This is a genomic window from Pseudomonas gozinkensis, from assembly GCF_014863585.1.
Taxonomy (GTDB): domain Bacteria; phylum Pseudomonadota; class Gammaproteobacteria; order Pseudomonadales; family Pseudomonadaceae; genus Aquipseudomonas; species Aquipseudomonas gozinkensis.
Map to the genome: position 1 here is coordinate 1,473,573 of NZ_CP062253.1, position 24,175 is coordinate 1,497,747.

22 protein-coding genes are annotated in these 24,175 nt (G+C 60.8%); 7 read left to right on the forward strand and 15 right to left on the reverse strand.

Annotated elements, in window-relative coordinates; all coding sequences use genetic code 11:
* Window positions 1-59 precede the first annotated feature (59 nt).
* Window positions 60-659 carry a short chain dehydrogenase gene (locus IHQ43_RS06565; protein WP_007959150.1) on the reverse strand — a complete coding sequence of 200 codons (600 nt, stop codon included), beginning with the start codon at window positions 657-659 and terminating at the stop codon, window positions 60-62.
* Window positions 660-762: 103 nt separating this feature from the next.
* Between IHQ43_RS06565 and IHQ43_RS06570 the strand changes: the two genes are divergently transcribed.
* Window positions 763-1,671 (forward strand): LysR family transcriptional regulator, encoded by a 909-nt coding sequence (locus IHQ43_RS06570; protein ID WP_192563783.1) that lies wholly within the window; start codon window positions 763-765, stop codon window positions 1,669-1,671.
* On the opposite strand, the gene IHQ43_RS06575 is transcribed toward IHQ43_RS06570, so the two are convergent.
* The 9 genes from IHQ43_RS06575 to IHQ43_RS06615 all read right to left on the reverse strand — a co-directional run bounded on the left by IHQ43_RS06575 (window position 1,620) and on the right by IHQ43_RS06615 (window position 9,265).
* Complete coding sequence (locus IHQ43_RS06575) at window positions 1,620-2,135, reverse strand: DoxX family protein (RefSeq protein WP_192563784.1); 516 nt, start codon at window positions 2,133-2,135, stop codon at window positions 1,620-1,622. The two genes, IHQ43_RS06570 and IHQ43_RS06575, sit on opposite strands and share 52 nt — an antisense overlap.
* Complete coding sequence (locus IHQ43_RS06580) at window positions 2,132-2,890, reverse strand: HvfC/BufC N-terminal domain-containing protein (protein WP_192563785.1); 759 nt, start codon at window positions 2,888-2,890, stop codon at window positions 2,132-2,134. The genes IHQ43_RS06575 and IHQ43_RS06580 overlap by 4 nt, the downstream gene beginning before the upstream one ends.
* Entirely contained in the window at window positions 2,887-3,774 is an 888-nt protein-coding gene (gene bufB, locus IHQ43_RS06585; RefSeq protein WP_192563786.1) for an MNIO family bufferin maturase, read from the reverse strand. Before bufB ends, IHQ43_RS06580 begins: the two co-directional genes overlap by 4 nt.
* Before the next feature lie 25 nt (window positions 3,775-3,799).
* Window positions 3,800-4,108 carry a BufA1 family periplasmic bufferin-type metallophore gene (locus tag IHQ43_RS06590; RefSeq protein WP_192563787.1) on the reverse strand — a complete coding sequence of 103 codons (309 nt, stop codon included), beginning with the start codon at window positions 4,106-4,108 and terminating at the stop codon, window positions 3,800-3,802.
* Between the two features lie 155 nt (window positions 4,109-4,263).
* Window positions 4,264-4,965: an ABC transporter ATP-binding protein gene (locus IHQ43_RS06595; RefSeq protein WP_003222380.1), complete on the reverse strand. Its 702-nt coding sequence runs from the start codon at window positions 4,963-4,965 to the stop codon at window positions 4,264-4,266.
* A complete protein-coding gene (livG, locus tag IHQ43_RS06600) occupies window positions 4,966-5,733 on the reverse strand; it encodes a high-affinity branched-chain amino acid ABC transporter ATP-binding protein LivG (RefSeq protein ID WP_007959160.1) in 768 nt (255 codons plus the stop codon).
* Window positions 5,730-6,986 (reverse strand): high-affinity branched-chain amino acid ABC transporter permease LivM, encoded by a 1,257-nt coding sequence (locus IHQ43_RS06605; protein WP_115076811.1) that lies wholly within the window; start codon window positions 6,984-6,986, stop codon window positions 5,730-5,732. The genes livG and IHQ43_RS06605 overlap by 4 nt, the downstream gene beginning before the upstream one ends.
* Window positions 6,983-7,906, reverse strand: coding sequence for a high-affinity branched-chain amino acid ABC transporter permease LivH (gene livH / locus IHQ43_RS06610; RefSeq protein ID WP_007959165.1), 924 nt, complete (start codon window positions 7,904-7,906; stop codon window positions 6,983-6,985). The genes IHQ43_RS06605 and livH overlap by 4 nt, the downstream gene beginning before the upstream one ends.
* A 231-nt stretch (window positions 7,907-8,137) precedes the next feature.
* A complete protein-coding gene (locus tag IHQ43_RS06615) occupies window positions 8,138-9,265 on the reverse strand; it encodes a branched-chain amino acid ABC transporter substrate-binding protein (RefSeq protein WP_192563788.1) in 1,128 nt (375 codons plus the stop codon).
* A 352-nt stretch (window positions 9,266-9,617) separates the two neighbouring features.
* On the opposite strand from IHQ43_RS06615, the gene IHQ43_RS06620 reads away from it, so the two are divergent.
* A complete protein-coding gene (locus IHQ43_RS06620) occupies window positions 9,618-9,923 on the forward strand; it encodes a DUF2288 domain-containing protein (protein WP_192563789.1) in 306 nt (101 codons plus the stop codon).
* Between the two features lie 301 nt (window positions 9,924-10,224).
* On the opposite strand, the gene IHQ43_RS06625 is transcribed toward IHQ43_RS06620, so the two are convergent.
* A complete protein-coding gene (locus IHQ43_RS06625; protein WP_192563790.1) occupies window positions 10,225-12,426 on the reverse strand; it encodes a hypothetical protein in 2,202 nt (733 codons plus the stop codon).
* Window positions 12,427-12,623: 197 nt separating this feature from the next.
* On the opposite strand from IHQ43_RS06625, the gene IHQ43_RS06630 reads away from it, so the two are divergent.
* Window positions 12,624-13,520 (forward strand): NAD(P)-dependent oxidoreductase, encoded by an 897-nt coding sequence (locus tag IHQ43_RS06630; RefSeq protein WP_192563791.1) that lies wholly within the window; start codon window positions 12,624-12,626, stop codon window positions 13,518-13,520.
* On the opposite strand, the gene IHQ43_RS06635 is transcribed toward IHQ43_RS06630, so the two are convergent.
* Both IHQ43_RS06635 and IHQ43_RS06640 read right to left on the reverse strand, forming a co-directional pair.
* Complete coding sequence (locus tag IHQ43_RS06635; RefSeq protein WP_192563792.1) at window positions 13,411-15,693, reverse strand: putative bifunctional diguanylate cyclase/phosphodiesterase; 2,283 nt, start codon at window positions 15,691-15,693, stop codon at window positions 13,411-13,413. The two genes, IHQ43_RS06630 and IHQ43_RS06635, sit on opposite strands and share 110 nt — an antisense overlap.
* Before the next feature lie 163 nt (window positions 15,694-15,856).
* Window positions 15,857-16,210, reverse strand: a complete 354-nt coding sequence (locus tag IHQ43_RS06640) for a YkgJ family cysteine cluster protein (protein WP_007959180.1) — start codon at window positions 16,208-16,210, stop codon at window positions 15,857-15,859.
* A gap of 303 nt (window positions 16,211-16,513) precedes the next feature.
* Here IHQ43_RS06640 and IHQ43_RS06645 point away from each other — a divergent pair, with 303 nt between their 5' ends.
* Window positions 16,514-17,863, forward strand: coding sequence for a spinster family MFS transporter (locus IHQ43_RS06645; protein ID WP_192563793.1), 1,350 nt, complete (start codon window positions 16,514-16,516; stop codon window positions 17,861-17,863).
* 195 nt (window positions 17,864-18,058) lie between these two features.
* On the opposite strand, the gene rapA is transcribed toward IHQ43_RS06645, so the two are convergent.
* The gene (gene rapA / locus IHQ43_RS06650) at window positions 18,059-20,905 is read right to left on the reverse strand and encodes an RNA polymerase-associated protein RapA (RefSeq protein WP_102686611.1); all 2,847 of its coding nucleotides are present in this window, start codon (window positions 20,903-20,905) and stop codon (window positions 18,059-18,061) included.
* Window positions 20,906-21,148: 243 nt separating this feature from the next.
* Here rapA and IHQ43_RS06655 point away from each other — a divergent pair, with 243 nt between their 5' ends.
* The 3 genes from IHQ43_RS06655 to ccoM all read left to right on the forward strand — a co-directional run bounded on the left by IHQ43_RS06655 (window position 21,149) and on the right by ccoM (window position 22,033).
* On the forward strand, window positions 21,149-21,490 hold the full coding sequence (locus IHQ43_RS06655; protein ID WP_007959194.1) for a hypothetical protein: 342 nt from the start codon (window positions 21,149-21,151) through the stop codon (window positions 21,488-21,490).
* 119 nt (window positions 21,491-21,609) lie between these two features.
* Complete coding sequence (locus IHQ43_RS06660) at window positions 21,610-21,771, forward strand: hypothetical protein (RefSeq protein WP_007959203.1); 162 nt, start codon at window positions 21,610-21,612, stop codon at window positions 21,769-21,771.
* A 145-nt stretch (window positions 21,772-21,916) separates the two neighbouring features.
* Window positions 21,917-22,033, forward strand: coding sequence for a cytochrome c oxidase subunit CcoM (ccoM, locus tag IHQ43_RS29670; RefSeq protein WP_007959205.1), 117 nt, complete (start codon window positions 21,917-21,919; stop codon window positions 22,031-22,033).
* 562 nt (window positions 22,034-22,595) lie between these two features.
* Here ccoM and IHQ43_RS06665 read toward each other — a convergent pair.
* Window positions 22,596-24,071, reverse strand: a complete 1,476-nt coding sequence (locus IHQ43_RS06665) for an inorganic phosphate transporter (RefSeq protein ID WP_039771417.1) — start codon at window positions 24,069-24,071, stop codon at window positions 22,596-22,598.
* Window positions 24,072-24,175 lie beyond the last annotated feature (104 nt).

Here is a 24,175-nt window from a genome sequence, read left to right on the forward strand (position 1 = left end):
CTTCGGCTCTCCAGACAAGTGCCGCCACGTTACGCAGGCTGACCGTTCATCACAAGGGTTTAGCCCACGTGAAATGTCTGACCTGTCTGCAAGCCTTCGACACTTTTGGCGTAGGCCAATGCCACATCCGCCGCAGGAACTGGCTTGTAGCCACGGAAGTACGGGGCGTAGCTGCCCATGGCTTCCACCAGCACGGTCGGACTGATCGAGTTCACGCGCAGACCGCGTGGCAGTTCGATGGCAGCGGCACGCACGAAGCTGTCCAGCGCGCCGTTGACCAGTGCAGCCGACGCGCCGCTGCGGATCGGATCGTGGCTGAGCACGCCGGTGGTGAAGGTGAACGATGCGCCGTCGTTGGCGAATTCGCGGCCGATCAGCAGCAGATTGACCTGGCCCATCAACTTGTCTTTCAGGCCGAGGGCGAAGCTGTCCTCGGTCATCTCACCCAGCGGGGCGAAGGTTACGTTGCCAGCGGCGCAGACCAGTGCGTCGAACTTGCCGGTCTGTTCGAACAGTTTGCGGATCGATGCGCTGTCGCTGATATCCACCTGGAAATCGCCGCTGCTGCGACCGATGCGAATGACTTCATGACGCTGCGACAGCTCTTTGTCCACGGCCGAACCGATGGTGCCGCCTGCGCCGATCAACAGAATTTTCATCGTGCTTGCCTCAAGTGATTGAACGAGGTTTCAGTCTAGAGTGGTTTTTTCTGCTGATAAGCGCGCTAATGGGCAACCTTTGGTTTTCAAATGGAAACAATCCATGAGCGAGATGGATGATCTGGCGGCGTTCGCGGTGTTGATCGAGGCGGGCAGCTTTACCCTGGCGGCGCAGCAACTGGGGTGCAGCAAGGGGCAGTTGTCCAAGCGCATCAGTCAGCTGGAAACGCGGTTCTCCGTGGTGCTGCTGCAACGTACCACGCGTCGGCTGAGCCTGACGGCGGCGGGTGCGGCGTTGTTGCCTCAGGCGCAGGCGCTTGTAGTCCAGGTGGAGCGAGCGCGTCAGGCATTGGCGCGATTGAAGGACGACATGGCAGGTCCCGTGCGTATGACGGTTCCGGTGTCACTGGGGGAAACCTTCTTCGACGGCTTGTTGCTGGATTTTTCGCAGAAATACCCCGAGGTGCAGATCGAACTGGAGCTGAATAACAGCTACCGCGACCTGTCCCGCGACGGCTTCGACCTGGCGATTCGCACTGAAGTGGCCAATGACGAGCGGCTGGTGGCCAAGCCGCTGCTGGCCTGGCAGGAAATGACCTGCGCCAGCCCTGAATATCTGGAGCGCTTTGGCGAACCACTGACACCGCAGGCACTGGCCGAGCACCGTTGCCTGCTCAACAGCCATTACAGCGGTCGCGAGGAATGGCTCTATCACCAGCAGCACGAACTGCTGCGGGTGCGGGTGTCGGGGCCGTTCGCCAGCAATCACTACAACCTGTTGAAAAAAGCCGCACTGGCCGGCGCCGGGATCGCTCGCCTGCCGTCCTACCTGTTGCAGGCGGAATTGGCTGACGGCCGATTGCGCTGGCTCCTTCGCGATTTTCAGACACGGCGCATGCCGATGTACCTGGTGCACCCGTATCAGGGCGGGCTGCCGAAACGCACCCAGGTGCTGGCGGATTACCTGATCGGCTGGTTCAAACTCAGCGGCGAAGCGTTGGACCGGTTGTAGTGCCGGGCGATCAGGTGATCGAGCGACACTTTGCCCGGCCCGGTCGCCATCAGGTACAGCAACACCGCTGCCCAAGTGCCGTGAGTCGGGTAGGCGTCGGGGTAGACGAATAGCTCGATGACCAGCGTCATGCCCAGCAACGCCAGCGCTGAAAACCGTGTGGCGAAGCCGATCAGGATCAGGATCGGGAAAAAATGCTCGGCGAACGCCGCCATGTGCGCGGCGATTTCCGGCGACAGCAGCGGCACGTGGTATTCGCTCTGGAACAGCGGAATCGTCGAGTCCGCCAGATGTGGCCAGCCAATCTGGAATGTTCCGTCGATCAAGTCGATGGCCAGCCCTTCGACCTTGGTCTGCCCGGATTTCCAGAACACCGCCGCGATGGAAAAGCGCGCGATGAAGGCGATCAGGCTGTGAGGGATTTTTTCCAGCAGCGCGATGGCGCGGGCAACGAGACTGTTCATGACGACACCTTTGGGTGGAGATGAGTGATGACCAGGCGACTGATCAGCAGGGCGAGGGTCTGGCTGAGGTCGAAGGCCTCGGCGGACTCCAGTGCCTGGGTCAGTGACTGGCCGGACTTGAGCCGGCGAATGAACTGGCTGGCGCCGCGATCCACGGCGAACACCTCGACCTCCAGTCCGTTGCGCAGAATCAGCGCGTTTTGGGCGTTATTCAGAACGATCCCGGCCAGCGTGGCGCCCTGCTGATGCGCGGCCCAGATGTCCACCACGGCGAAGTTTGAATCGAGCAGATGCAGCGAAGGATGTAGACCGATGCGCAGTTCGTTCAGCGCATCCGCATCTGCAAAAACAGCAGCGATCCGCTCCTGACTCAGCGGCAACGCATCGACAGCGTGATAGGCCAGCGTGCGCAGGCGCTCCAGTCGCGCGACATCGGCCAGATAGGGAACGCTTGCGGCGGGTTCGAAACCACGGATGAAGTCCGCCAGCTCTCCGCCGTAGTCGCTCATCACCGGGCAGTGGGGCGGATGGTTGCGCACGAAAACTCCGGCCATCGCCCGAAAGAACTCGTCACCCACCAACTGCCTCACCACGGGATAACTGTCGGCCAATGCGTTGATCAGCGAACCCTGTACGTTGTTGCGGTACACCGCGAAACGACTGGCCGGATCGGCGCCGTTGGCGCTGCACAAACCGTCGGGGCAGGGCAGGTCGATATCGAGCAACGCGGCGCTGAACGCGGCTTGAGTGCTCATGGCCGAGCTCCCGCGCACAGCAACAGCGCATCGGCCTGCTGCGCTTCTGCCAACAGCACGTTGAAGGCCGGCACCTGATTGTCCCGTTCGATCAGCGTCGCTACCGGACCGACGCGTTCCAGCGCCTGCCGGTACAACGACCAGACTGCCTGATCGATCGGTGCGCCGTGATCGTCGATCAGCAAGCGATCACCGAGGCTGTCGGAATCTTCGGCAAAACCCGCCAGATGAATCTCGCCGACGGCGTGCAGCGGCAGTGCTTCGAGATAAGCCAGGGGATCGCGCTGATGGTTGATGCACGAGACGTAGACATTGTTCACGTCCAGCAACAGACCGCAGCCAGTGCGCCGGATGACTTCACGGATGAAATCCGCTTCGTCGATGGTCGAGCGTTGAAACGCCAGATAGGTTGCCGGGTTCTCCAGCAGCATCGGACGCTTGAGGGTGTTCTGCACCTGGTCGATGTGGTCGCAGACGCGGTTCAGCGTCGACGTGTCGTACGCCAGGGGCAGCAGATCATTGAGGAACACCGGGCCGTGGGTCGACCAGGCCAGGTGTTCGGAAAAGGACTGGGGTTGATAGCGCTCGATCAGCGCCGCCAGGCGTTTGAGGTGCTGGACATCCAGCGAGCCTTCGGCTCCGATGGACAGTCCGACGCCGTGCAGCGACAGCGGATACGCCTCGCGGATCAAACCCAGAAAATGATGAAACGGGCCGCCGGCCACCATGTAGTTTTCGGCGTGGACTTCGAAGAAACCGATGTCCGGAAGAGAACCGAGCACTTCCCGGAAGTGCCCGCTCTTGAGCCCCAGCCCGGCACGGGGCGGGAGCCCGGTGAGGGCTGCCCGAGTGCGGCTGAAGGCATGGTCGCAGGATGTGATCATGATCGACACTCGGGCAGCCTCCGGATCAGGACTTGGCCTTGAAGGCTTCCATCTGACCGAAACCGGTCGGCGAGGTCTTGCTTTCGGTGGTGGTGCAGGTGCCTTTCGGAACGAATTTCCAGGAGTTGGCCTGGTAATCCATTTTCGCCGTGCCTGCGCAGGTGGTGCCGGCGCCAGCGGCACAGTCGTTATGACCTTTCATGGCCACGCCAAAGCATTTTTCCATGTTGGTGTTGTCGGCCGCCTGTACGGTCGAAACGGCGGCCATGCTCAGAGCGGAACCGAGGGCCAGAACCAGGGCGGTGGCGGACAGGGTGCGGGTGGTAGCAGTCATGATGTTTCTCCGGTCTTTTACTTGGATTGAACAAGCGAATGCGCTTGCTTACCCCACTAGAGAAACGACTCGGCGATGCGTTACAGCGATCGGTAAAAGTTTTTTGTCGGGCACAAAAAACGGCCCGAAGGCCGTTTTCTGTTTGAAGCGATCCATCAACCGCCGAGATACGCCTCACGCACTTTCGGGTCGGTCAGCAGCGCTTCACCGGTGCCTTGCATCACCACCCGGCCGTTCTCCAGAACGTACGCACGGTCGGCGATTTTCAGCGCCTGGTTGGCGTTCTGTTCGACCAGGAACACCGTCACACCGTCCTTGCGCAGCTGTTCGATGATGTCGAAGATCTGCTGGATGATGATCGGTGCCAGGCCCAGCGACGGCTCGTCGAGCAGCAGCAGTTTGGGCTTGCTCATCAGCGCACGGCCGATGGCGAGCATTTGCTGTTCGCCGCCGGACATGGTGCCGCCGCGCTGGTTGAAGCGTTCTTTCAGGCGTGGGAAAAGACCGAGAACTTTGTCCATCTGTTCCTGATAGTCGCCCTTGTCGGTGAAGAATCCGCCCATGGACAGGTTTTCTTCGACGGTCAGACGGGCGAACACCCGACGACCTTCCGGCACCACGGCAATGCTCTTGCGCATGATCTGCGACGAGTCCTGGCCGACGAGTTCCTCACCCATGTAGCGGATGCTGCCGCTGTGGGCCTGCGGCGAACCGCACAGCGTCATCAGCAGGGTGGACTTGCCGGCACCGTTGGCGCCGATCAGGGTCACGATCTCGCCCTGGCGGACTTCGACGTTGACGCTGTGCAGGGCCTGGATCTTGCCGTAGAAGGTGGAAACGTTTTCGAACTGCAGCATTTACGCTTCCCCCAGGTAGGCTTTGATCACTTCAGGATTGTCGCGGATCTGTTCCGGCGTGCCGTCGGCCAGGGGCGTGCCCTGGTTGATCACGACGATGTGGTCGGAAATGCTCATGACCAGTTTCATGTCGTGTTCGATCAGCAGCACGGTCACGTTGTGCTCTTCACGCAGCACGCTGATCAGCGCCTTGAGGTCTTCGGTTTCCTTCGGGTTCAGGCCGGCGGCCGGTTCGTCGAGCATGAGGATCCGCGGACGGGTCATCATGCAGCGGGCGATTTCCAGGCGACGCTGCTGACCGTAGGCCAGGGTGCCGGCGGGGCGGTTGGCGAACTCTTTCAGGTTGACCTTTTCCAGCCAGTATTCGGCGAACTCCATGGCCTCGCGCTCGCTCTTGCGAAACGCCGGGGTCTTGAACAGGCCGGACAGGAAGTTGGTGTTCAGGTGACGGTGCTGGGCGATCAACAGGTTCTCGACCGCCGTCATGTCCTTGAACAACCGCACGTTCTGGAAGGTGCGCACCACGCCTTTGAGGGCGATCTTGTGGCCCGGCAGGCCGTGGATCGGCTCGCCGTCCAGCAGGATGCTGCCGCCCGATGGCTGGTAGAAACCGGTCAGGCAGTTGAACACGGTGGTCTTGCCCGCGCCGTTCGGCCCGATCAGTGCAACCACCTGTTTTTCCTTCACGGTCAAGGCCACGCCGTTGACCGCCAGCAGGCCGCCGAAGCGCATGCTCAGATTTTCGACTTTCAGGATCTCGCGGCTCATTTGCGCAGCTCCATGTGAGGACGTTGCATGGGCAGCAGACCTTGAGGTCGCCAGATCATCATCAGCACCATCAGGGCGCCGAACATCAACATGCGGTACTCACTGAACTCACGCATCATTTCCGGCAGCAGGATCATCACCACGGCCGCGAGAATCACGCCCAGCTGCGAGCCCATGCCACCCAGCACCACGATGGCGAGGATGATCGCCGACTCGATGAAGGTGAACGATTCCGGCGTCACCAGACCCTGACGGGCGGCGAAGAAGCTGCCGGCGAAACCGGCGAAGCTCGCGCCCAGGGTGAACGCCGACAGCTTGATCACGGTCGGGTTGAGACCCAGCGCGCGGCAGGCGATCTCATCTTCACGCAGCGCTTCCCACGCACGGCCGATCGGCATGCGCAGCAGGCGGTTGATGATGAACAGCGCCGCCAGCGCCAGCAGCAGGGCAACCAGGTAGAGGAAAATCACCTTGTTGATCGAGTTGTATTGCAGGCCGAAATACTCGTGGAAGGTTTGCAGGCCTTCCGCAGCCTTGCGTTCGAAGGTGAGGCCGAAGAACGTCGGTTTCTCGATGTTGCTGATGCCGTTCGGGCCGCCGGTGATGTCGGTCAGGTTGCGCAGGAACAGGCGGATGATTTCCCCGAAACCGAGGGTCACGATCGCCAGATAGTCGCCGCGCAGACGCAACACCGGGAAGCCGAGCAGGAAGCCGAACGTCGCCGCCATCAGCCCGGCAATCGGCAGGCAGATCCAGAAGCTCAGGCCGTAGTAGTGCGACAGCAGCGCGTAGCTGTAGGCGCCGACGGCGTAGAAGCCGACGTAACCCAGGTCGAGCAGACCGGCCAGACCGACCACGATGTTCAGACCGAGGCCGAGCATTACGTAGATCAGGATCAGCGTCGCGATGTCCACCGCGCCACGGGAGCCGAAGAACGGCCACACCAGCGCACCGATGATCAGCGCAATGATGAAGTAGCGCTGGGTGGTCGGCAGGGTCAGGAAGTTGCTGGCCTTGGCCGGGATCAGCGGCATGCCCGGCGAAGACCGCCACGCCTTGCTGATCTGCTGGTTGAACAGCACCCGCAGGAACATCAGCACCGAGCAGATGGCAATGGTCGCCAGAATGGCCGGACTGGTGTTGTGCACTTCCAGGTTGATGCCGACGATGGTCAGTTTCAGACCCAGTACCGGATAGGCCACGGCCCAGACCAGCAAGGCGCTGAACAGCGCCTGTTTAAGATTCCTAGTCATACTTTCTCAACCTCCGGACGGCCCAGAATGCCGGTCGGACGGAACAACAGCACCAGAACCAACAAGCCGAAAGCCACGACGTCCTTGTACTGGTCGCCGAAGATATCGGCGCCAAAGGCTTCCGCCACCCCGAGCACCAGCCCACCGAGCATGGCGCCGGGGATGCTGCCGATCCCGCCCAGTACAGCCGCGGTGAAGGCCTTGAGGCCGACGAGGAAACCGGCGTTCGGGTTGATCACGCCGTATTGCATGCTCAGCAGCACGGCCGCGACGGCCGCCAGCGCAGCACCGATGACGAAGGTCAGGGCGATGATGTTGTTGGTGTTGATGCCCAGCAGGTTGGCCATCTTGATGTCTTCGGCGCAGGCGCGGCAGGCGCGGCCCAGGCGAGAGCGGGAGATGAACAGCGTGAGGCCGAGCATGGCGATCAGGGTCACCACGAACACCACGATTTGCATGTAGGAAATCAGCACTTCATGTGCGCCACCTGGGCCGAAGGCGAAGTTGCCCGGAATCAGGTTGGGGATTGCTTTGTCCTTGGAGTCTTGCGCCAGCAGAACCGTGTTCTGCAGGAAGATCGACATACCGATCGCGGAAATCAGCGGGATCAGACGGTTGCTGCCGCGCAACGGGCGGTAGGCAATGCGTTCGATGCTGTAACCGTAGGAGCTGGTGACGACGATGCTGGCGATGAACGCCACGGTCATCAACAGCGGGACGCTTTCGAGTCCCATCATGGTCAGCCCGGCGATGGCGATGAACGCCACGTAGGAACCGATCATGTACACCTCGCCGTGGGCGAAGTTGATCATTCCAATGATGCCGTAGACCATCGTGTAGCCGATGGCGATCAGGGCATACATGCTGCCAACGTTCAAGCCGTTAACCAGCTGTTGGAAGAAGTGATAGATGTCAGGCATTACAGCGCTCCTAAAAACCTGATACGCATTTCACTGGTGGAGTCATTTTCCCGCCCGGTCCCGTGGATCTTTATCCACTTCGAATCCGGGTTTTGCCAGCGAACCGCTGATGACGGTTTTGAGATTTTCAGGTGGGGAGACTGGCGGATCACGCCAGCGCGGCCCAATACATTCGTAAAACAAAGCCCACGGCACGCCGTGGGCTTTATTGGCAGTCAGTCAGGCAGGGCCTTACTGAGGCGACACTTCGGTTTTAGGTTTGCCTTCGTGCCACTCGTAAACCACGAATTTGAAGTCCTTCAGGTCGCCCTTGGCGTCGAAGCTCAGGTCGCCGGTCGGGGTCTTGAAGGTGCCGGCGTGGATGGCTTCAGCCACTTTGGCAGCATCTTCGGACTTGGCAGCCTTGATACCTTCGGCAATTACTTCAACTGCCGAGTAGGACGGGAACACGAAAGGACCGCTCGGGTCTTCTTTCTTGGCCTTGAATGCATCGGCCAGGGCAACGTTGGCCGGATCCTGGTCGAAGGATTTCGGCAGGGTCACCAGCAGGCCTTCTGCAGCGCTCTTGGCGATCTGGGTGATCGAGTCGTTACCCACGCCTTCCGGACCCATGAACTTGGCCTTCAGGCCTTTTTCCTGGGCTTGACGCAGGATCAGACCCAGCTCCGGGTGGTAGCCGCCGTAGTAGACGAAGTCGACGTTGGCTTGCTTGAGCTTGGCGATGATCGCGGAGAAGTCCTTGTCGCCGGCGTTGACGCCTTCGAACACGGCAACCTTGGTGCCTTTCTTCTCGAGGGTGGATTTGACGGCGGTGGCGATGCCTTCACCGTACTGCTGCTTGTCGTGCAGTACGCCGACGATTTTCGGCTTCACGTGATCGGCGATGTAGTTACCGGCGGCAGGGCCCTGGGCGCTGTCCAGACCGATAGTACGGAAGATCATTTTGTAACCACGGTTGGTGATGTCCGGGCTGGTGGCAGCCGGGGTGATCATGATCACGCCTTCGTCTTCGTAGATGTCCGAAGCAGGCTGGGTGGAGCTGGAGCACAGGTGACCGACCACGAACTTGACGCCGTCGTTGACGACCTTGTTCGCCACCGCTACCGCTTGTTTAGGATCGCACGCGTCATCGTATTCAACGGCTTCAAGCTTCTTGCCGTCGACGCCGCCTTTGGCGTTGATCTGTTCGATGGCCATTTTCGCGCCACTGAACTGCATGTCGCCGTACTGGGCTACTGGACCGGTTTTAGGGCCGGCGATACCGATCTTGATGGTGTCAGCTGCGAACGAATGGCTGGCAACCCCGGCCAGAACCATAGCGGCAAACAGTTTGGAAATCTGCTTAGTAGCCTTAGTCATAGTGCTCCACTCTTACTGTTGTATTTTTTTAGAGTCCTGACGCCGTAGCAGCAGAACCGGGACAGATATCTAGGCGATACCCTCCGGAAAAGCCCCCGGCAACTGTACCGGTACAGTGTAGAGCGCCGGTTGTTGGCCTGGGAAGCTGGCGCCAGGGGGCAAAACCTGAGGGTGTCGCTTAAATGAAAGAAAAAGACAGAATTGCGGCGGGACGTTCAGAGGGCTTATACCCCAATCATCAGCATTCCTTGGCGTTCCTGCTCTTTTCATTCGGTACGGCCTTTTGCAACCGGGTTTTTCTGCCGGACCACCGACGTTATCATTCGCGCCGATTTCTTTTCCGGACAGTCCCATGAATCAAGAACCTAGCACCCTCTATGCCAAGCTGCTTGGTGAAACCGCATCTATTACCTGGAAAGAGCTGGAGCGCTTCTACGCTCAAGGTGCCCTATTGTGGGTCGACGCTGGCCTGGATTTGATCGCGGTCGCCGAGGCCGTGGCGTCGGATCAGGGCGAGAAAGTCGCTGCCTGGCTGGCCGAAGACAAGGTCGCCAAGCTGTCTGAAACGCGGGCGCTGGATATTTTCGAACGCGATCCCGAGATGTGGGCGGTGGTGGTCCGGCCGTGGATTCTGGTCCAGGAAAGGGCGGCGGTCTGACGGGTTGCACCTTGTTGGTGCGAGTGTTGGCCGGCAAAAAGTGTGTAGCGGAGTAGCGTGATGGCCGATTGCCGTAGAGAAATGCCACAAGCGTGGGTGGCATAACGGTGACGTAAACGTAACGGGCACAGTTCAGTAAGCAGCCTGACGGCTGCTTAATTGTTTCGGGATGTTGGAGAGTTTGGGATTTGGGGTGTTTCGCCCGGCCTCTCGCGAGCAAGCTCGCTCCCACAGTATCCGTGTCGAGCACAAAACCTGTGGGAGCGAGCTTGCTCGCGAAGGGCGGCGACGCGGTCCTGGATCAGACCGAGTAAGACTTGCCGGTATGGTTATTGAGGGAAATAACCTTGGTCTTGCCGATCCGGTGACGGTAGATCTCGCGCAAGTACTTGATCGACTTCTTCACGCAATCGCGCGACAGGCGAATGTCGTTGATCGAGACAAACTTCTCTTTGTCGTTGATCAGCTCGCGGTACTTCTTCTCGTACATCGGCTTGATCGCGTACCAGTTGGTGTCGAGGATCTTCGCCGGGTTCTCGAATTCGTTGAGCAGGTCGTCGATGCGGTCTTCGTCGAATTCTTCGTTGATGATGAAGTCGAGGATCGAGTTGTCCAGGGTCTCGTCGAAACGGTACGGGGTCTTGGCGAAGCAACGCTTGATGAACGCCACGATCAGCGTCAGGAAGTCGTCCGACAGGCACGGGCTCTTGGCGATCAGGGTGGTCAGCGACAGGTTGGCCGAGGCGCCGATCACCAGCGCGTAGCGCTTGAGCGTAGTGTTCGGGAACAGGCTGTTGAGGTGGGTTTTCAACCGGTTCAGGTCCATGTACGACAGCTTGTAGTCTTTCGGCAGCGAAACGATCGAGACCACCGACGAGCAGTTCTTGAAGAAGTGCAGGTCATGCAGCGCGGCGGCGTCGTAGCCAGAGTTCTTGTATTGCTCCAGCGACGCGCGATAGCGCTTGGACTCGATCGGCAGCAGGCTGATGCCTTCGATGGCCTGGGTCACCTTGTTGAAGTGCGGCAGGTCGATCGAACGGAAGAACAGGTCGTCGATGTTCAGGCGCTGCGGCTCTTTATCGAACACCTTGAACTTGTCGCTGCTCGGCGGCGGGGTTTCCGGCACCACGGATTCGGCGTAGGCAATCGCCACCGGGCCGGCCAGGCTCATGAACAGGTCGTTGGCATCCAGGCGAATGGTCTCGCCGATGTCGATGCCGGCACGACGGAAGTAGTTCTGGTCGTAGTCGGTCGTGACCGCCTGGGCCGTCAGAATGTTGAAGATCTGCTGCGAGATGTACTGGTTGGCGTGCTTCTCCATGGCATTGACATCAATGTTCTGGATGTTGCCGTCATCGCTCTCTTCGGCGTAACGCATGATGTCGTTGGAGATCAGCATCATCGCGTTCCACGGGCGGATACGGCCCATGACGCTGGCTTCGCTGCTGTCTTCGTTGGCGAAGTTGTACGAGAAATCCCATTCTTCCGACAGGTATTTGCACAGCAGGCGACCGGCGTTGATGTGCAGCGCCTCGGACATTTCGCTGCGGTGGTCGGAAATGTTCGGCAGCACGCAGATGCCGCTGGTGAAGATCGGTTCGAACACGAACGAATGACCGCTCTTGCCGTCATGCTCGTCCATCGGCTTGGTGTCGAACGTCTTGTTCATGTACGAGTGCTGCTGGGCCAGGCCGAATTCCGAGGCCATGCCCGAACCGGTACCGCCGCCGGCACTGAAGATCGAGAAATACAGCCGCGACTGGTTGGCCTTGATGCCGCAGCTGTCGATCAGGTACGAGTGGATCATTTTCCAGTCAGGGCTGGAGAAACGCTGGGTGTCCTTGTTGAGGATGATCTTCGCCAGGTACTGGCCGAGGATCGGCGCGTTACCGGCGCCACCGGCGTGGACTTCGGACAAGTCCATGATCTTCATCTTGCTGTAGTCGCGCAGGAAACCGCTTTTTTCGCCTTTGCGCGAGAAGCGGATACGGCCCGCAATGTCCTTGTCCAGATCACCGAGCATCACCAACGGTTCCACCAGGAACACCGGTTTGCTGCCCTTGTTCGGGCCGATCCGCAGGTTGGTCTTGATCCACTGGGCCGGGCTGTAGCCCTTGTCGGCCAAGCGACGATCGTTTGAGGGGCGATCCTCGTTGTTGAATTCGTTGAGGTAGAACTTGCGCGCGTTGTACACCAGCTCCGCCACGTCGAGGGCGATGTTGGAGCCGCAGCGACCGAGGCCGATCAGGCATACCGACGGGAATTCCTGGTCGTTGTGCTGTTCATTGTCGCCTTCCAGGTGCGGTGGGCGCGGGAACACCAGGTCACGCAGGCCATCGAGGTTGTCGAGGATGCGGTCGGTGTTGGTTTCGGTGAAGTACAGGTATTGCTGGGTGCCCAGCGGGCGCGAGGGTGGCAATGGCTTCATCGGGGCAGGGCTGTTCGCCGCAGGGCTCAGAGTCAGATCGGATACCGCAGTGGCCGGATTGTTTTTAGAAGTCATTGTGCGCCATATACCTGGACTGGTTGGTTCGACGACCGCTGTCGTCGAGCCTCACGGAATGGGGATCTCGCGTCTTTTTTCTGCGCGTATTTGGCCCGTGCGTCAGGGTTGTGGCCTGAGTGCCGCGCGGGGGAATCCTTTCCTGATTGATGATGGATCGGCCATTATTCGGCGATCTTTAATCAAAAGGAGGCTAAATGATGTCAACGCGACCTTCGTTGGGGTTTGCCGGAATCGGCCTGATGGGCCTGCCGATGTGCCGCCGCTTGCTGGCCGCCGGTTATCCGCTGGCCGTGTGGAACCGCAACCCGGCCAAGTGCGCGCCGCTGGTCGAGGCCGGCGCCCGGCAAGTGGCCACTCCCGCTGAACTCTGTGAACACGCTGACGTGGTGATGCTGTGCCTGGCGGACACCGCGGTGGTGCGCGAAGTGGTGTTCGGCCCGACGGGCGTGGCCGAAGGGGCGAAACCTGGTCAGTTGCTGGTGGATTTTTCCAGCCTCGAACCGACCGCAACCCGTGAGATGGCAGCCGAGCTGGCCGGCAAGACGGGCATGGGCTGGCTCGATTCGCCGGTGTCCGGCGGGGTGGTCGGGGCCGAGGCGGGCAGTCTGGCAATCATGGTCGGCGGTAATGCAGCGGACCTGGATCGCATACGACCGGTCCTGCTCGCCCTCGGTCAGCGCGTCACACACATGGGCGGCGTCGGCGCCGGTCAGGTGACCAAGGCCTGCAATCAGATGATCGTTGCCTGCAACGCCTTGGTGATCGCCGAAGTGGTGGCGCTGGCCGAGCAGGCCGGGGTCGATGCCAGTTTGATCGCCGAAGCGCTGGCCGGTGGTTTTGCCGATTCCAGACCGTTGCAGATCCTCGCCCCGCAAATGGCCGAAAGCCGTTTCGAGCCGGTGAAGTGGCACGTGCGCACACTGCTCAAGGATCTGGATACTGCGGTGAAGTTTTCCCGGGAAACCGGCTCGGCCACGCCGATCAGCGGATTGGCCGCACAACTGATGCGCCTGCATGGGGCGCAGGGCTTTTTGCAGAAGGATCCAGCGACACTGGTGCAAATGTACCGCGCGCCAGACTCAGCGGATTGAGCGCGTGCGCGTGTTTGCGCTGGTTGATCTCCTCCAGCACCGGACGCAGTTCGGCCAGCGGCACCGGGCGGCTGAGCAGGTAACCCTGAATGAAGTCGCAGCCCGAGCGCTCGAGAAATTCGTACTGTTCCAGGCTTTCAACGCCCTCGGTAACCACCTGCAAGTGCAGGGTGTGCGCCATGACGATGATCGCCTGGACGATCTCCATGTCGGCGGTGGCTTTGGGAATGTCGAGGATGAACGAGCGATCGACTTTAAGGGTGTTGAGCGGCAGGCGCTTGAGATAGGCCAGCGACGAATAACCGGTGCCGAAGTCGTCGATCGACAGTGACACGCCGAGGGCGCGGATCTGCCGCAACAGCACCAGTGTGTTGGCGATGTTGCCCATCAAGGCGTTTTCGGTGACTTCCAGTTCCAGCCGTTCCGGAGCGACCCCGGCGCTGCGCAGGGCGTGCTCGATTTCATTGGCCAGTTCCTCCCGGGCCAGATTCAGCGGTGAGCAGTTCCAGGCAATCTTCAAGTCTTCGCAACCATGGCGCGACAGTTCGCCAAGGTCTTCACAGGCCTTGCGCAGTACCCAATTGTCCAGTTCAGCGATCAGGCCGTTGTTTTCGGCAATGGCAATGAAACGATCCGGGGGGAGCAGACCGTGTACCGGGTGCTGCCAGCGGATCAGCGCTTCGAGCTTGGTGACCTTGCCGGTCTTGAGTTCGAAGATCGGCTGGTAATACAGCCGCAGGCCGTTCTCTTCACGCAGGGCATGGCGCAGTTCTTCCTCCAGTTGCAGTTCGAGGCTGGCGCGGTTTTTCAGGTTGGAATCGAAGAAATGCACGCCGTTGCGCCCGGCGCCCTTGGATTGGTATAGCGCCAGATCCGCGTGCTTGAGCAGTTCATCGCAGGTGGAGCCGTCTTCGGGAAACAGGCTGATGCCGATACTGGTAGTCATCACCATGCGCCGCCCGGCGAGTTCGATCGGCTCTTTCATCTTGAGCATGATGCGCTGGGCCAGGTTGCGCGCTTCTTCGCGGTCGCGCAGGCCGATCAGGATGCAGAACTCGTCGCCGCCGAACCGCGCCACCACATCTTCATGACTGCGCACCGAGCCCTTGATGTGCTGGGCAATGACCTTGAGCAGTTCGTCGCCGGCGTCATGGCCGAGGCTGTCGTTGATGCGTTTGAAATGGTCGATGTCGAGAAACATCACCGCCAGCATGCCGCCTTCGCTGGATTTCTGGCTGAGTTTTTCGGCGAAGATCTGATTGAAGCCGCGCCGGTTGATCAGGTTGGTCAGGGCGTCGTAGTTGGCCACGTGTTGCAGTGACATGCGGGCCTGATCGAGCTGGCTGAGCAGGGTGTTGACCCGGCGCAGATCGTGCTCCTTGTTCTGCAGCTTCTTGTCGGCCAATGCGGCGCTGATTGCGCTGCCGAGAATCAGCAATGTGATCAGCGCGACGGTCAGGCCCAGCTGCAATTGACTGGTTTGCGCGGCCAGGGTCGGCAATTGCCCCTCGGGCAGCACCAGTTGCAGTGCCGCCATGCCGGTGAAATGCATGCTGAGGATGCCGGCGCCGAGAATCAGCGCGGCCACGTATTTGAGCATCTGGATGTGCAGGCCGCTGCCTTCACGCAAGTAACCGGCCACCCACAGTGCGGCGAAGCTGGCACCGATGGCGATCACGATCGATGACACGAACAGAGTGGGATCGTAATAAGGCGTGGCGGCGGATTCCATGGCGGCCATGCCGACGTAATGCATGCCGGCGATGCCCAGGCCAATGACGATGGCAGTCTTGAGGTATTGCAGCTGGCTCGGTTGAGGCGTGCTCAGGGTGTGCATGGCCAGCCAGGACGCCAGTAGCGCGATCAGCAGGGAAAACAGGGTGACGGGCAGATCGTACTGAATGTCGATCGGCGCCTGGAGCGCCAGCATGCTGATGAAGTGCATGGCCCAGATGCCGCCGGCCAGGCAAGTCGCGCCGATCCAGCGCCAGAGTCGTTGCGAACCGGGTTCTTCAGCGTGGGCGACCCGTTCGGCCATGTCGAGGGTGGCGAAACTCGCGGCGCAGGCGACCAGATAGGCCACCAGCACCAACAGGGGATTGTGTGTGCAATTGAGGATGACCTGCCCGCTCTCCGGCTGCTCGGCAACGAACTGCAAACCAAGCCACTCCATAGCATGCCCCGTCTCTGAGTGCGTCCTTACTGCGTCATCAACGCAGGCGAATGTTTGCAGTATAGAGGCGGTTTTTGGCGTGCAAGCGGTAGTGGCACATTGGCGCTAATGATTTTGGCATGAGCGTCATAGCGTTTGGCGCTAAGCGTTGAAACGCCTGAACTCAGGCGACTTCGTTCCAGTGCGGCTGCAGCGGCGGCAGGCCGAAACGGGCACGGGCCTTGTCGCAGTCGGTGTTCTGTTCGCCGTTTTCCCACGACGCTTCGAACTCGCGGCAGGGGCTGGAACGCTTGTCGTAGATCGTGCAGGCCACCGACTTTCCGACTTCGCCCTCCAACGCAGTGCAGCGCGGCGCCTTGCGGTCGGTGCCGATCATCGCGACCCGGCTGGGCGTGATCTGGGTGACCAGTTCATCGGGCACGGTCCCGCCGGAGGATGCGCATTCACCCCAGAAAAAAGAAACACGAAAATGGGAACAGCAGGCACCGCAATTCAGACACGGACTGACTTCGGACATGGGCGGGGGTATCAAAGGGATTGATCGGCAGGATCCGGACGGATCCGGCGGCCATTCTAGGCTTTGCCACGGCGTTGGGAAGGGGGGCGTGAAAGTATTTTTTCATTGCCGGATTTTTCCGCAAACCCCCCGGTTTTAGGGGGATTCGAAGCATTTCAAGGGCTTACGTTTCGTTACACGGCCATGGCCCGTCATCAGGCTGACGAATGATCACAGACAGCCCCGACGAGCGTGACTAGATTGCAGGTTCCGGGCTCGGATGCGTTGGCAGTGGAGCCCCAATAACAATAAAGAGACGGACCCATGCAGAACTCGACCCAAGCGGCGAATGCCTGGCGCATTCTGTTCCTGCTGTTCCTCGCCAACCTGTTCAATTTTTTCGATCGCACCATCCCCGCGATCATCATCGAGCCGATCCGCATGGAATGGCACCTCAGCGACTTTCAGCTGGGGATCGTCGGCACCGCGTTCACCATCGTCTATGCCATTGCCGGTCTGCCGCTGGGGCGAATGGCCGACACCGGTTCGCGCAGCAAACTGATGGGCTGGGGGCTGGCGACCTGGAGCGCGCTGACGGCGGTCAACGGTCTGGTCGGCAGTTTCTGGAGTTTCCTTCTGGTGCGCATGGGCATCGGCATCGGGGAGGCCAGTTACGCACCCGCCGCCAACTCGCTGATCGGCGACTTGTTCCCCGCCCACCGCCGGGCCCGGGCCATGGGCATTTTCATGCTCGGCCTGCCTTTGGGGCTGTTGCTGGCCTTCTTCACCATCGGCTGGATGGTCAAGGCGTTCGACAGCTGGCGCGCGCCGTTCTTCATCGCCGCCGTACCGGGGCTGCTGCTGGCGGTGTTCATGTTCTTCATCAAGGAACCCAAACGTGGCGCGGCGGAAACCGTGCAGGTGTCGCAGGAGAAAGTCGACAAGCCGATCCGCCGGATTCTCGCCGTGCCGACCTTCCTGTGGCTGGTACTGGCCGGGCTGTGCTTCAACTTCGCGACCTACGCCTGCAACTCGTTCCTGGTGCCGATGCTCCAGCGTTATTTCCTGATGCCGTTGCAGGAAGCGGCGGTGGCGACCGGGGTGATCGTCGGTGTGACCGGGTTGATCGGCCTGACCCTCGGCGGCTGGATCGCCGACAAGATCCACCAGCGGGTGGCCAACGGGCGCCTGCTGTTTGCCGCGTTCAGCCTGATCATCTCGACCCTGTGCACGGCGTGGGCGCTGCATGCCGGGCGTATCGAGATCGGGGTGTTTGTCGCGGTGTTCAGCGTGGGCTGGCTGTTCGCCTATAACTTCTACACCTGCGTGTACACGGCGATTCAGGACGTGGTCGAACCACGTCTGCGGGCCACGGCCATGGCCCTGTTCTTTGCCGGGTTGTATTTGCTCGGCGGCGGTCTGGGCCCGGTGGTGGTCGGTGGCTTGTCGGATCACTTCGCCAAGTCGGCGATGGTTTCGGCGGGTGCCGAGCAGATGACCGAAGCGTTCAAGGCAGTCGGGCTGCATGATGCGATGTACCTGATTCCGGTGGCGCTGTTCCTGACCATGGTGTTCCTGTTCCTCGCCTCGCGCTGCTTTGTGCGGGATGCGAAGCGGATGAAGGAAGGGCTGGTGGCGGTGGTTGAGCCGCAGAGTCAGGCCGTTACCGCTTGATGACCGGTGTCGCCTGATCGTTCCCAAGCTCCGCGTGGGAATGCCTGAAGGGACGCTCCGCGTTCCAGCTCTCGAATGGGACGCGGAGCGTCCCGGGCTGCATTCCCACGCGGAGCGTGGGAACGATCTGCGGTGTACAAAAAAAGGCCCGCATCGCTGCGGGCCTTTTCATTTGTGGCGATGGAGCAGGGCGGTTTAGCCCGCCACCAGCACCCGGATCGCTTCCAGTCGCAGCGCTGCCTTGTCGAGCATCGCCAGACCTTGTTCACGCTGCTTGCGCAGGGCATCCAGTTCGCTGTCGCGCACGGTCGGGTTGACCGCCTGCAACGCGGTCAGGCGCGCCAGTTCTTCATCAGTGTCGGCTGCCAGACGGCGGCGGGCCTCGGCCACACGCTCGGCGTGGCGCGGGGTGACCTTGTCTTCACCGGCGTTGATCCGTGGCGTCAGCTGATCGCGCTGGGCCTGGATGAACTTGTTGGCACTGGCACGCGGCACGCTTTCCAGTTGATCGTTCAGCGTTTCGAACGCCACGCGCGACGACAGGTCGTTGCCGTTGGCGTCGAGCAGGCAGCGCAGGGCGGCTGGCGGCAGGTAACGACCCAGTTGCAGCGAACGCGGGGCAACCACTTCGCTGACGTAAAGCAGTTCCAGCAGCACCGTGCCAGGCTTCAGCGCCTTGTTCTTGATCAGCGCGACGGCGGTGTTGCCCATCGAACCGGACAGCACCAGATCCATGCCGCCCTGCACCATCGGGTGTTCCCAAGTGATGAACTGCATGTCTTCGCGCGACAGCGCCTGGTTGCGATCGTAAGTGATGGTCACGCCTTCGTCGTCGCCCAGCGGGAAGCTGGCGTCGAGCATCTTCTCGCTCGGCTTGAGGATCAGGGCGTTTTCCGAATGGTCTTCGCTGTCGATGCCGAACGCGTCGAACAGGGTTTCCATGTAGATCGGCAGGGCGAACTGATCATCCTGCTCGAGGATGTCCTCGACCAGCGCTTCACCTTCGCCGGCGCCGCCGGAGTTGAGTTCCAGCAGACGGTCGCGACCGGTGTGCAGCTCGGCTTCCAGACGCTCGCGCTCGGTGCGCGCTTCGTCGATCAGCGCTTGCCACTCGCCGTCGTCGGCCTCTTCGAGCAGCGGCAGCAGGCGCGGGCCGAACTGATGCTGCAAGGCGTTGCCGGTCGGGCAGGTGTTGAGGAACGCGTTCAGTGCTTCGTGATACCACTGGAACAGGCGCTCTTGCGGGCTGGTTTCCAGGTAAGGCACGTGCAGTTCGATGATGTGCTTCTGGCCGATCCGGTCCAGACGACCGATCCGCTGTTCCAGCAGGTCCGGGTGCGACGGCAGATCGAACAGCACCAGGTGATGAGCGAACTGGAAGTTGCGACCTTCACTGCCGATTTCCGAGCAGATCAGCACCTGCGCGCCGAACTCTTCGTCGGCGAAGTAGGCGGCGGCGCGGTCACGCTCGAGGATGTTCATGCCTTCGTGGAACACTGTGGCCGGGATGCCGGAGCGCACGCGCAGGGCGTCTTCCAGGTCCATCGCGGTTTCGGCGTGGGCGCAGATCACCAGCACTTTGGTGCGTTTGAGCATTTTCAGCTGGTCGATCAGCCACTCGACGCGCGGGTCGAATTTCCACCAGCGTTCTTCTTCGCTGGCGTCCGGCTGGGCCTGGAAGCTGACTTCCGGGTACAGCTCGGCGTGTTCGCCCAGCGGCAGTTCGAGGTATTCGTCCGGGCACGGCAGCGGGTACGGGTGCAGTTTGCGCTCCGGGAAACCCTGCACGGCGGCGCGGGTGTTACGGAACAGCACGCGGCCGGTGCCGTGGCGGTCGAGCAGTTCACGCACGAGTCGGGCGCTGGCTTCGGTGTCGCCATCGTTGACGGCGGTGAGCAGGGCTTCACCTTCGTTGCCGAGGAAACCGTGGATGGTCTTGTGCGCGGCCGGCGACAGGCGACCCTTGTCCAGCAGCTCCTGAACGGCTTCGGCCACCGGGCGATAGTTTTCGCTCTCGGCGCGGAAGGCGGCCAGGTCATGGAAACGGTTCGGATCGAGCAGGCGCAGACGGGCGAAGTGGCTGTCCTGACCGAGCTGTTCCGGGGTGGCGGTGAGCAGCAGCACGCCGGGAATGACTTCGGCCAGCTGTTCGACCAGCGAGTATTCCGGGCTGACTTTCTCTTCGTGCCACACCAGGTGGTGGGCTTCGTCGACGACCATCAGGTCCCAGCCGGCAGCGAACAGGGCGTCCTGCGCCTTTTCATCGTCGACCAGCCACTCCAGCGCCACCAGGGCCAACTGGGTGTCTTCGAACGGGTTGGTGGCATCGCTTTCGATGAAGCGTTCTTCGTCGAACAGCGCGACCTGCAGGTTGAAACGGCGGCGCATTTCCACCAGCCATTGGTGCTGAAGGTTTTCCGGCACCAGGATCAGCACGCGGTTGGCGCGGCCCGACAGCAACTGGCGATGGATCACCAGGCCGGCTTCGATGGTCTTGCCCAGACCCACTTCGTCCGCCAGCAATACGCGCGGCGCGATGCGGTCGGCGACTTCACGGGCAATGTGCAACTGGTGGGCGATCGGTTGTGCGCGCACGCCGCCCAGGCCCCAGAGCGCGGACTGCAACTGGCGGCTGGTGTGTTCCAGGGTGTGATAACGCAGGGAGAACCACGCCAGCGGGTCGATCTGGCCAGCGAACAGACGGTCGCTGGCCAGACGGAACTGAATGAAGTTCGACAGCTGGGTTTCCGGCAGGGTGACCGCTTCGTTCTGCGCGTTGAGGCCGTGGTAGACCATCAGGCCGTCGACGTCGTCGACTTGCTGGACAGTCATCTTCCAGCCTTCGAAGTGAGTGATCGAATCGCCGGGCGAGAACCGCACGCGGGTGAGGGGCGCATTCCGTAGCGCGTACTGGCGAGTCTCGCCAGTGGCCGGGTAAAGCACGGTCAACAAGCGGCCGTCCTGTGCCAGAACGGTGCCTAAACCAAGCTCTGCTTCGCTGTCACTGATCCAGCGTTGCCCCGGTTGATACTGCTGCGCCATGCTGCCTGACTCCCACCTTGAAAAAGCGGGCTATCTTAACGGAATGAGGGCCCGAGGCCAAAGGATAAGGAGCCACGGCCCGGCTTTTAACCGCAATCGGCCAATTGCAGGGAAGATTAGGTCATGCATCGGTTTTACGGGATGTTGCGGCACCCCTGAGTGCCAAACCGGTCACAAGTTTGCGACCGATGGCTCAAGGCCCCCCTGGCGCCGCCGATAACCTGCTGACAGGAGACCCTTCATATGCTGCCACCGATGCTCCCCCTGAGCGCCGTGCCGATCACCTCCCAACAGGATCCGATCCGCCAGCGACCGGATATTCCCCCTGTGGTGCCGGTGCAGGAAAGCTCCAACGAAAGCACCATCGACCTGCAAAAGCGCGATCCGGAAGAGGACGGTTATCTGCTGCGCGAAGAGCAGCGCCGCCAGCAGGAACGCGATCGCCGTCGCCGCGAAGCCGACGACGACCCCGAGGCACACCTCGCTGTGCCCGGCACCGAACTGAATGCCGACAACACCGTGCCGGTGGCGCCATTGATGGAAGATCAGCCGCGTCAGGGGCTTTGGGTCGATATCGAGATTTGAATTGTTGCGGAGCCTTTAATGCGTGTTGCTGGTCAGCGCCCGCGTCAGGCCGCATTATTGGCGCAGTCCTGTCGGTGATCCGGCAGTTGTGATTCAGTCCAAACGATGCACCGAACGCCATGAGCCAAGACGACAAGCTGATCGACCTCAACACCGAACGCGCCAAGCGGGTTCATGACCTCAACGAGAAGCGCCTGAACGAAGTACGTCAGGCTTTCGAGCAGGCCATGCCGTTAGGCAAACCGAAGAAAAAGCCGAAAAACAAACCGAAAAAGCGTTGATCTCCCCTGCATCCGTTGATGCAGGTCAGTTATTTCCCTTCCTTTCCTCCGCATGGTGACCGGCATTGATCCCGGTCAATTCCTGCGCCTGTCTGATTGGTTAACTTAGTTCCATCGCAGCAGAGCAGGGGCCAGGAGGCCAGTCATGTTTTTCGATAACGTGGTGTTTGCCGGGGTCCTGACTGTGGGCCTGATGGTTCTGTTTTTTGCAGGGTTTGGATTTTTTATCTGGAAGGATGCGAACAAGCGCAAGAAGCCTTGATTCTTCCGGGTTTGATGAGCACGCAAGGCATTTTGGGCAACTTCGGTTGCCCTTTTTTTTGTCTTGGCGGCCTTTGGGCCGACCATGCTCTTGGGGTTTTGGGTGTATATCCGTTTTTGCGGGTGTTGCGGCTGGCGGTTCCGCTCTTACAGCGGCTCACTTTTCCAAACGCCGAAAAGTAAGCAAAAGGCTGGGCCCCTGCGTTCGGCGCCTCGCTGTGGCTCGGCGTTCCTTCGTTCCGGGATTCATCCGGGGGCATCGCCTACGGTTTGCTTCGCTGCACCTCCTCTCGATGTGTTCGACTTCGTCGAACGGCGCTACGCGCCCACCCCCGGATAAATCCCTCCACTCAGCCTTCCGATGGGGCCGGCACGTCAAGAGCGGTACTCGAGCTAACGCTCATCGTGTTGAGTGGTGAGGAGCGGAAGGCGGACTGCTTTTGCTTTGATCGTTCCCACGCTCCGCGTGGGAATGCAGCCCGGGACGCTCTGCGTCCCATTTCTGGAAGCAACAAAAAAGGCGTGATCCTTTCGAATCACGCCTTTTTCATCACAGCGGTCTATCAGCTACCCAGCGCCTTCGACGCCAGCCAGAACAGGCCGGCCGACAGGGCCACGGTGGCTGGCAGGGTCAGGACCCAGGCCAGCAGGATGGTTTTCACCGTGCCGCCTTGCAGGCCGCTTTTGTTGGCGACCATGGTCCCGGCCACGCCCGAGGAGAGGACGTGGGTGGTGGACACCGGCAGGCTGAAGATGTTGGCCATGCCGATCAGGCTGGCGGTGGTGATCTGGGCCGACATGCCTTGCGAGTAGGTCATGCCTTGCTTGCCGATCTTCTCGCCGATGGTCAGTACCACACGTTTCCAGCCGACCATGGTGCCCAGGCCCAGGGCCAGTGCGACCGCCAGAATCACCCAGAACGGGGCGTATTCGGTGGTTGTGGTCAGGTCTTTGCGCAGCTTGTCCAGGTCAGCCTTCTCACGCGGTGCAAGACCCGGCAGTTTGCTGACTTTTTTCGCGGTGTCGTCCAGGCAGAGCAGGTAGCGACGCACTTCGATGCGGCTTTCTGCAGACAGCGAGTGGTAGTCGGCGACGCCTTTGAGGGTGTCGAGCAGGGCGGCGATGGTCGGTTCGGTCTGTTGCGGGTTGCAACGGAATTTCTCCGGCAGGTCGCCTTCCACGCTTTTGCCCAGGGCCAGGAATTCGCCCAGGGTATCGGCGTTGCGCTTGTAGAACTGGCTCAGGTGCAGGGTCGCGTCGCGAGTGCGTTCGATCTGGTAGGTGGTGCTGTTCAGGTCGAGTACGAACTGCGCAGGCACGATACCGATCAGTACCAGCATGATCAGGCCGATGCCTTTCTGGCCGTCGTTGGAACCGTGCACGAAGCTCACGGCCATGGCCGAGATCACCAGGACCAGACGGTTCCAGAACGGTGGGTGCTTCTTGTCGTCGATCTTGCGGCGCTGTTCCGGCGTCTTGTGCATCTTCGACAGCGGGCGCCACCATTTCAGGCCGATCAGTACCAGCGCGGCGATCAGGAAACCGGCCATCGGCGAGAACACCAGCGAGGCGCCGATATCGATCGCTTTCTGCCAGTTGACGCCGTCGGCCAGTGGAATCTCGTTGATCAGGGCGTTGGCCAGACCGACACCGAGGATCGAACCGATCAGGGTGTGGGAACTGGAGGCCGGGATACCGAAGTACCAGGTGCCCAGGTTCCAGGCGATCGCGGCGGCGAGCAGCGAGAACACCATTGCCAGACCATGGCCGGTGTTCACGTTGATCAACAGTTCTACCGGCAGCAGGTGCACGATGGCATACGCCACGCCAACGCCGCCCAGCAGCACGCCGAGGAAGTTGAACACGCCCGAGAAGAACACCGCCAGGTGAGGCGGCATCGCTTTGGTGTAGATAACAGTGGCTACCGCGTTAGCGGTGTCATGAAATCCATTGATGAACTCGAAGGCGAGGACAAATGTCAGGGCGAGCAGGAGGCTCACAAGCACCCAGGCATCCAGTCCGCTGAATAAATCGATCATGAAGGTTTTCTGACCCGGTCATAAGGGGGCGCGATTATGCCAGAAAAGACTGGAAATCGATCCCCTACCTGCTCATCGGTAACCTTCTTCCCCAAATTAATTTG

Coding starts and splice junctions, on each gene's coding strand:
- IHQ43_RS06580 (WP_192563785.1), bottom strand. CDS start 2,890: ATGAGCACTCAAGCCGCGTTCAGCGCCGCGTTGCTCGATATCGACCTG.
- IHQ43_RS06660 (WP_007959203.1), top strand. CDS start 21,610: ATGAGCCAAGACGACAAGCTGATCGACCTCAACACCGAACGCGCCAAG.
- IHQ43_RS06625 (WP_192563790.1), bottom strand. CDS start 12,426: ATGACTTCTAAAAACAATCCGGCCACTGCGGTATCCGATCTGACTCTG.
- ccoM (WP_007959205.1), top strand. CDS start 21,917: ATGTTTTTCGATAACGTGGTGTTTGCCGGGGTCCTGACTGTGGGCCTG.
- IHQ43_RS06565 (WP_007959150.1), bottom strand. CDS start 659: ATGAAAATTCTGTTGATCGGCGCAGGCGGCACCATCGGTTCGGCCGTG.
- IHQ43_RS06665 (WP_039771417.1), bottom strand. CDS start 24,071: ATGATCGATTTATTCAGCGGACTGGATGCCTGGGTGCTTGTGAGCCTC.
- IHQ43_RS06570 (WP_192563783.1), top strand. CDS start 763: ATGAGCGAGATGGATGATCTGGCGGCGTTCGCGGTGTTGATCGAGGCG.
- IHQ43_RS06645 (WP_192563793.1), top strand. CDS start 16,514: ATGCAGAACTCGACCCAAGCGGCGAATGCCTGGCGCATTCTGTTCCTG.
- livG (WP_007959160.1), bottom strand. CDS start 5,733: ATGAGCCGCGAGATCCTGAAAGTCGAAAATCTGAGCATGCGCTTCGGC.
- IHQ43_RS06635 (WP_192563792.1), bottom strand. CDS start 15,693: ATGGAGTGGCTTGGTTTGCAGTTCGTTGCCGAGCAGCCGGAGAGCGGG.
- IHQ43_RS06605 (WP_115076811.1), bottom strand. CDS start 6,986: ATGACTAGGAATCTTAAACAGGCGCTGTTCAGCGCCTTGCTGGTCTGG.
- IHQ43_RS06655 (WP_007959194.1), top strand. CDS start 21,149: ATGCTGCCACCGATGCTCCCCCTGAGCGCCGTGCCGATCACCTCCCAA.
- rapA (WP_102686611.1), bottom strand. CDS start 20,905: ATGGCGCAGCAGTATCAACCGGGGCAACGCTGGATCAGTGACAGCGAA.
- IHQ43_RS06575 (WP_192563784.1), bottom strand. CDS start 2,135: ATGAACAGTCTCGTTGCCCGCGCCATCGCGCTGCTGGAAAAAATCCCT.
- IHQ43_RS06620 (WP_192563789.1), top strand. CDS start 9,618: ATGAATCAAGAACCTAGCACCCTCTATGCCAAGCTGCTTGGTGAAACC.
- IHQ43_RS06630 (WP_192563791.1), top strand. CDS start 12,624: ATGATGTCAACGCGACCTTCGTTGGGGTTTGCCGGAATCGGCCTGATG.
- IHQ43_RS06595 (WP_003222380.1), bottom strand. CDS start 4,965: ATGCTGCAGTTCGAAAACGTTTCCACCTTCTACGGCAAGATCCAGGCC.
- IHQ43_RS06640 (WP_007959180.1), bottom strand. CDS start 16,210: ATGTCCGAAGTCAGTCCGTGTCTGAATTGCGGTGCCTGCTGTTCCCAT.
- livH (WP_007959165.1), bottom strand. CDS start 7,906: ATGCCTGACATCTATCACTTCTTCCAACAGCTGGTTAACGGCTTGAAC.
- bufB (WP_192563786.1), bottom strand. CDS start 3,774: ATGATCACATCCTGCGACCATGCCTTCAGCCGCACTCGGGCAGCCCTC.
- IHQ43_RS06615 (WP_192563788.1), bottom strand. CDS start 9,265: ATGACTAAGGCTACTAAGCAGATTTCCAAACTGTTTGCCGCTATGGTT.
- IHQ43_RS06590 (WP_192563787.1), bottom strand. CDS start 4,108: ATGACTGCTACCACCCGCACCCTGTCCGCCACCGCCCTGGTTCTGGCC.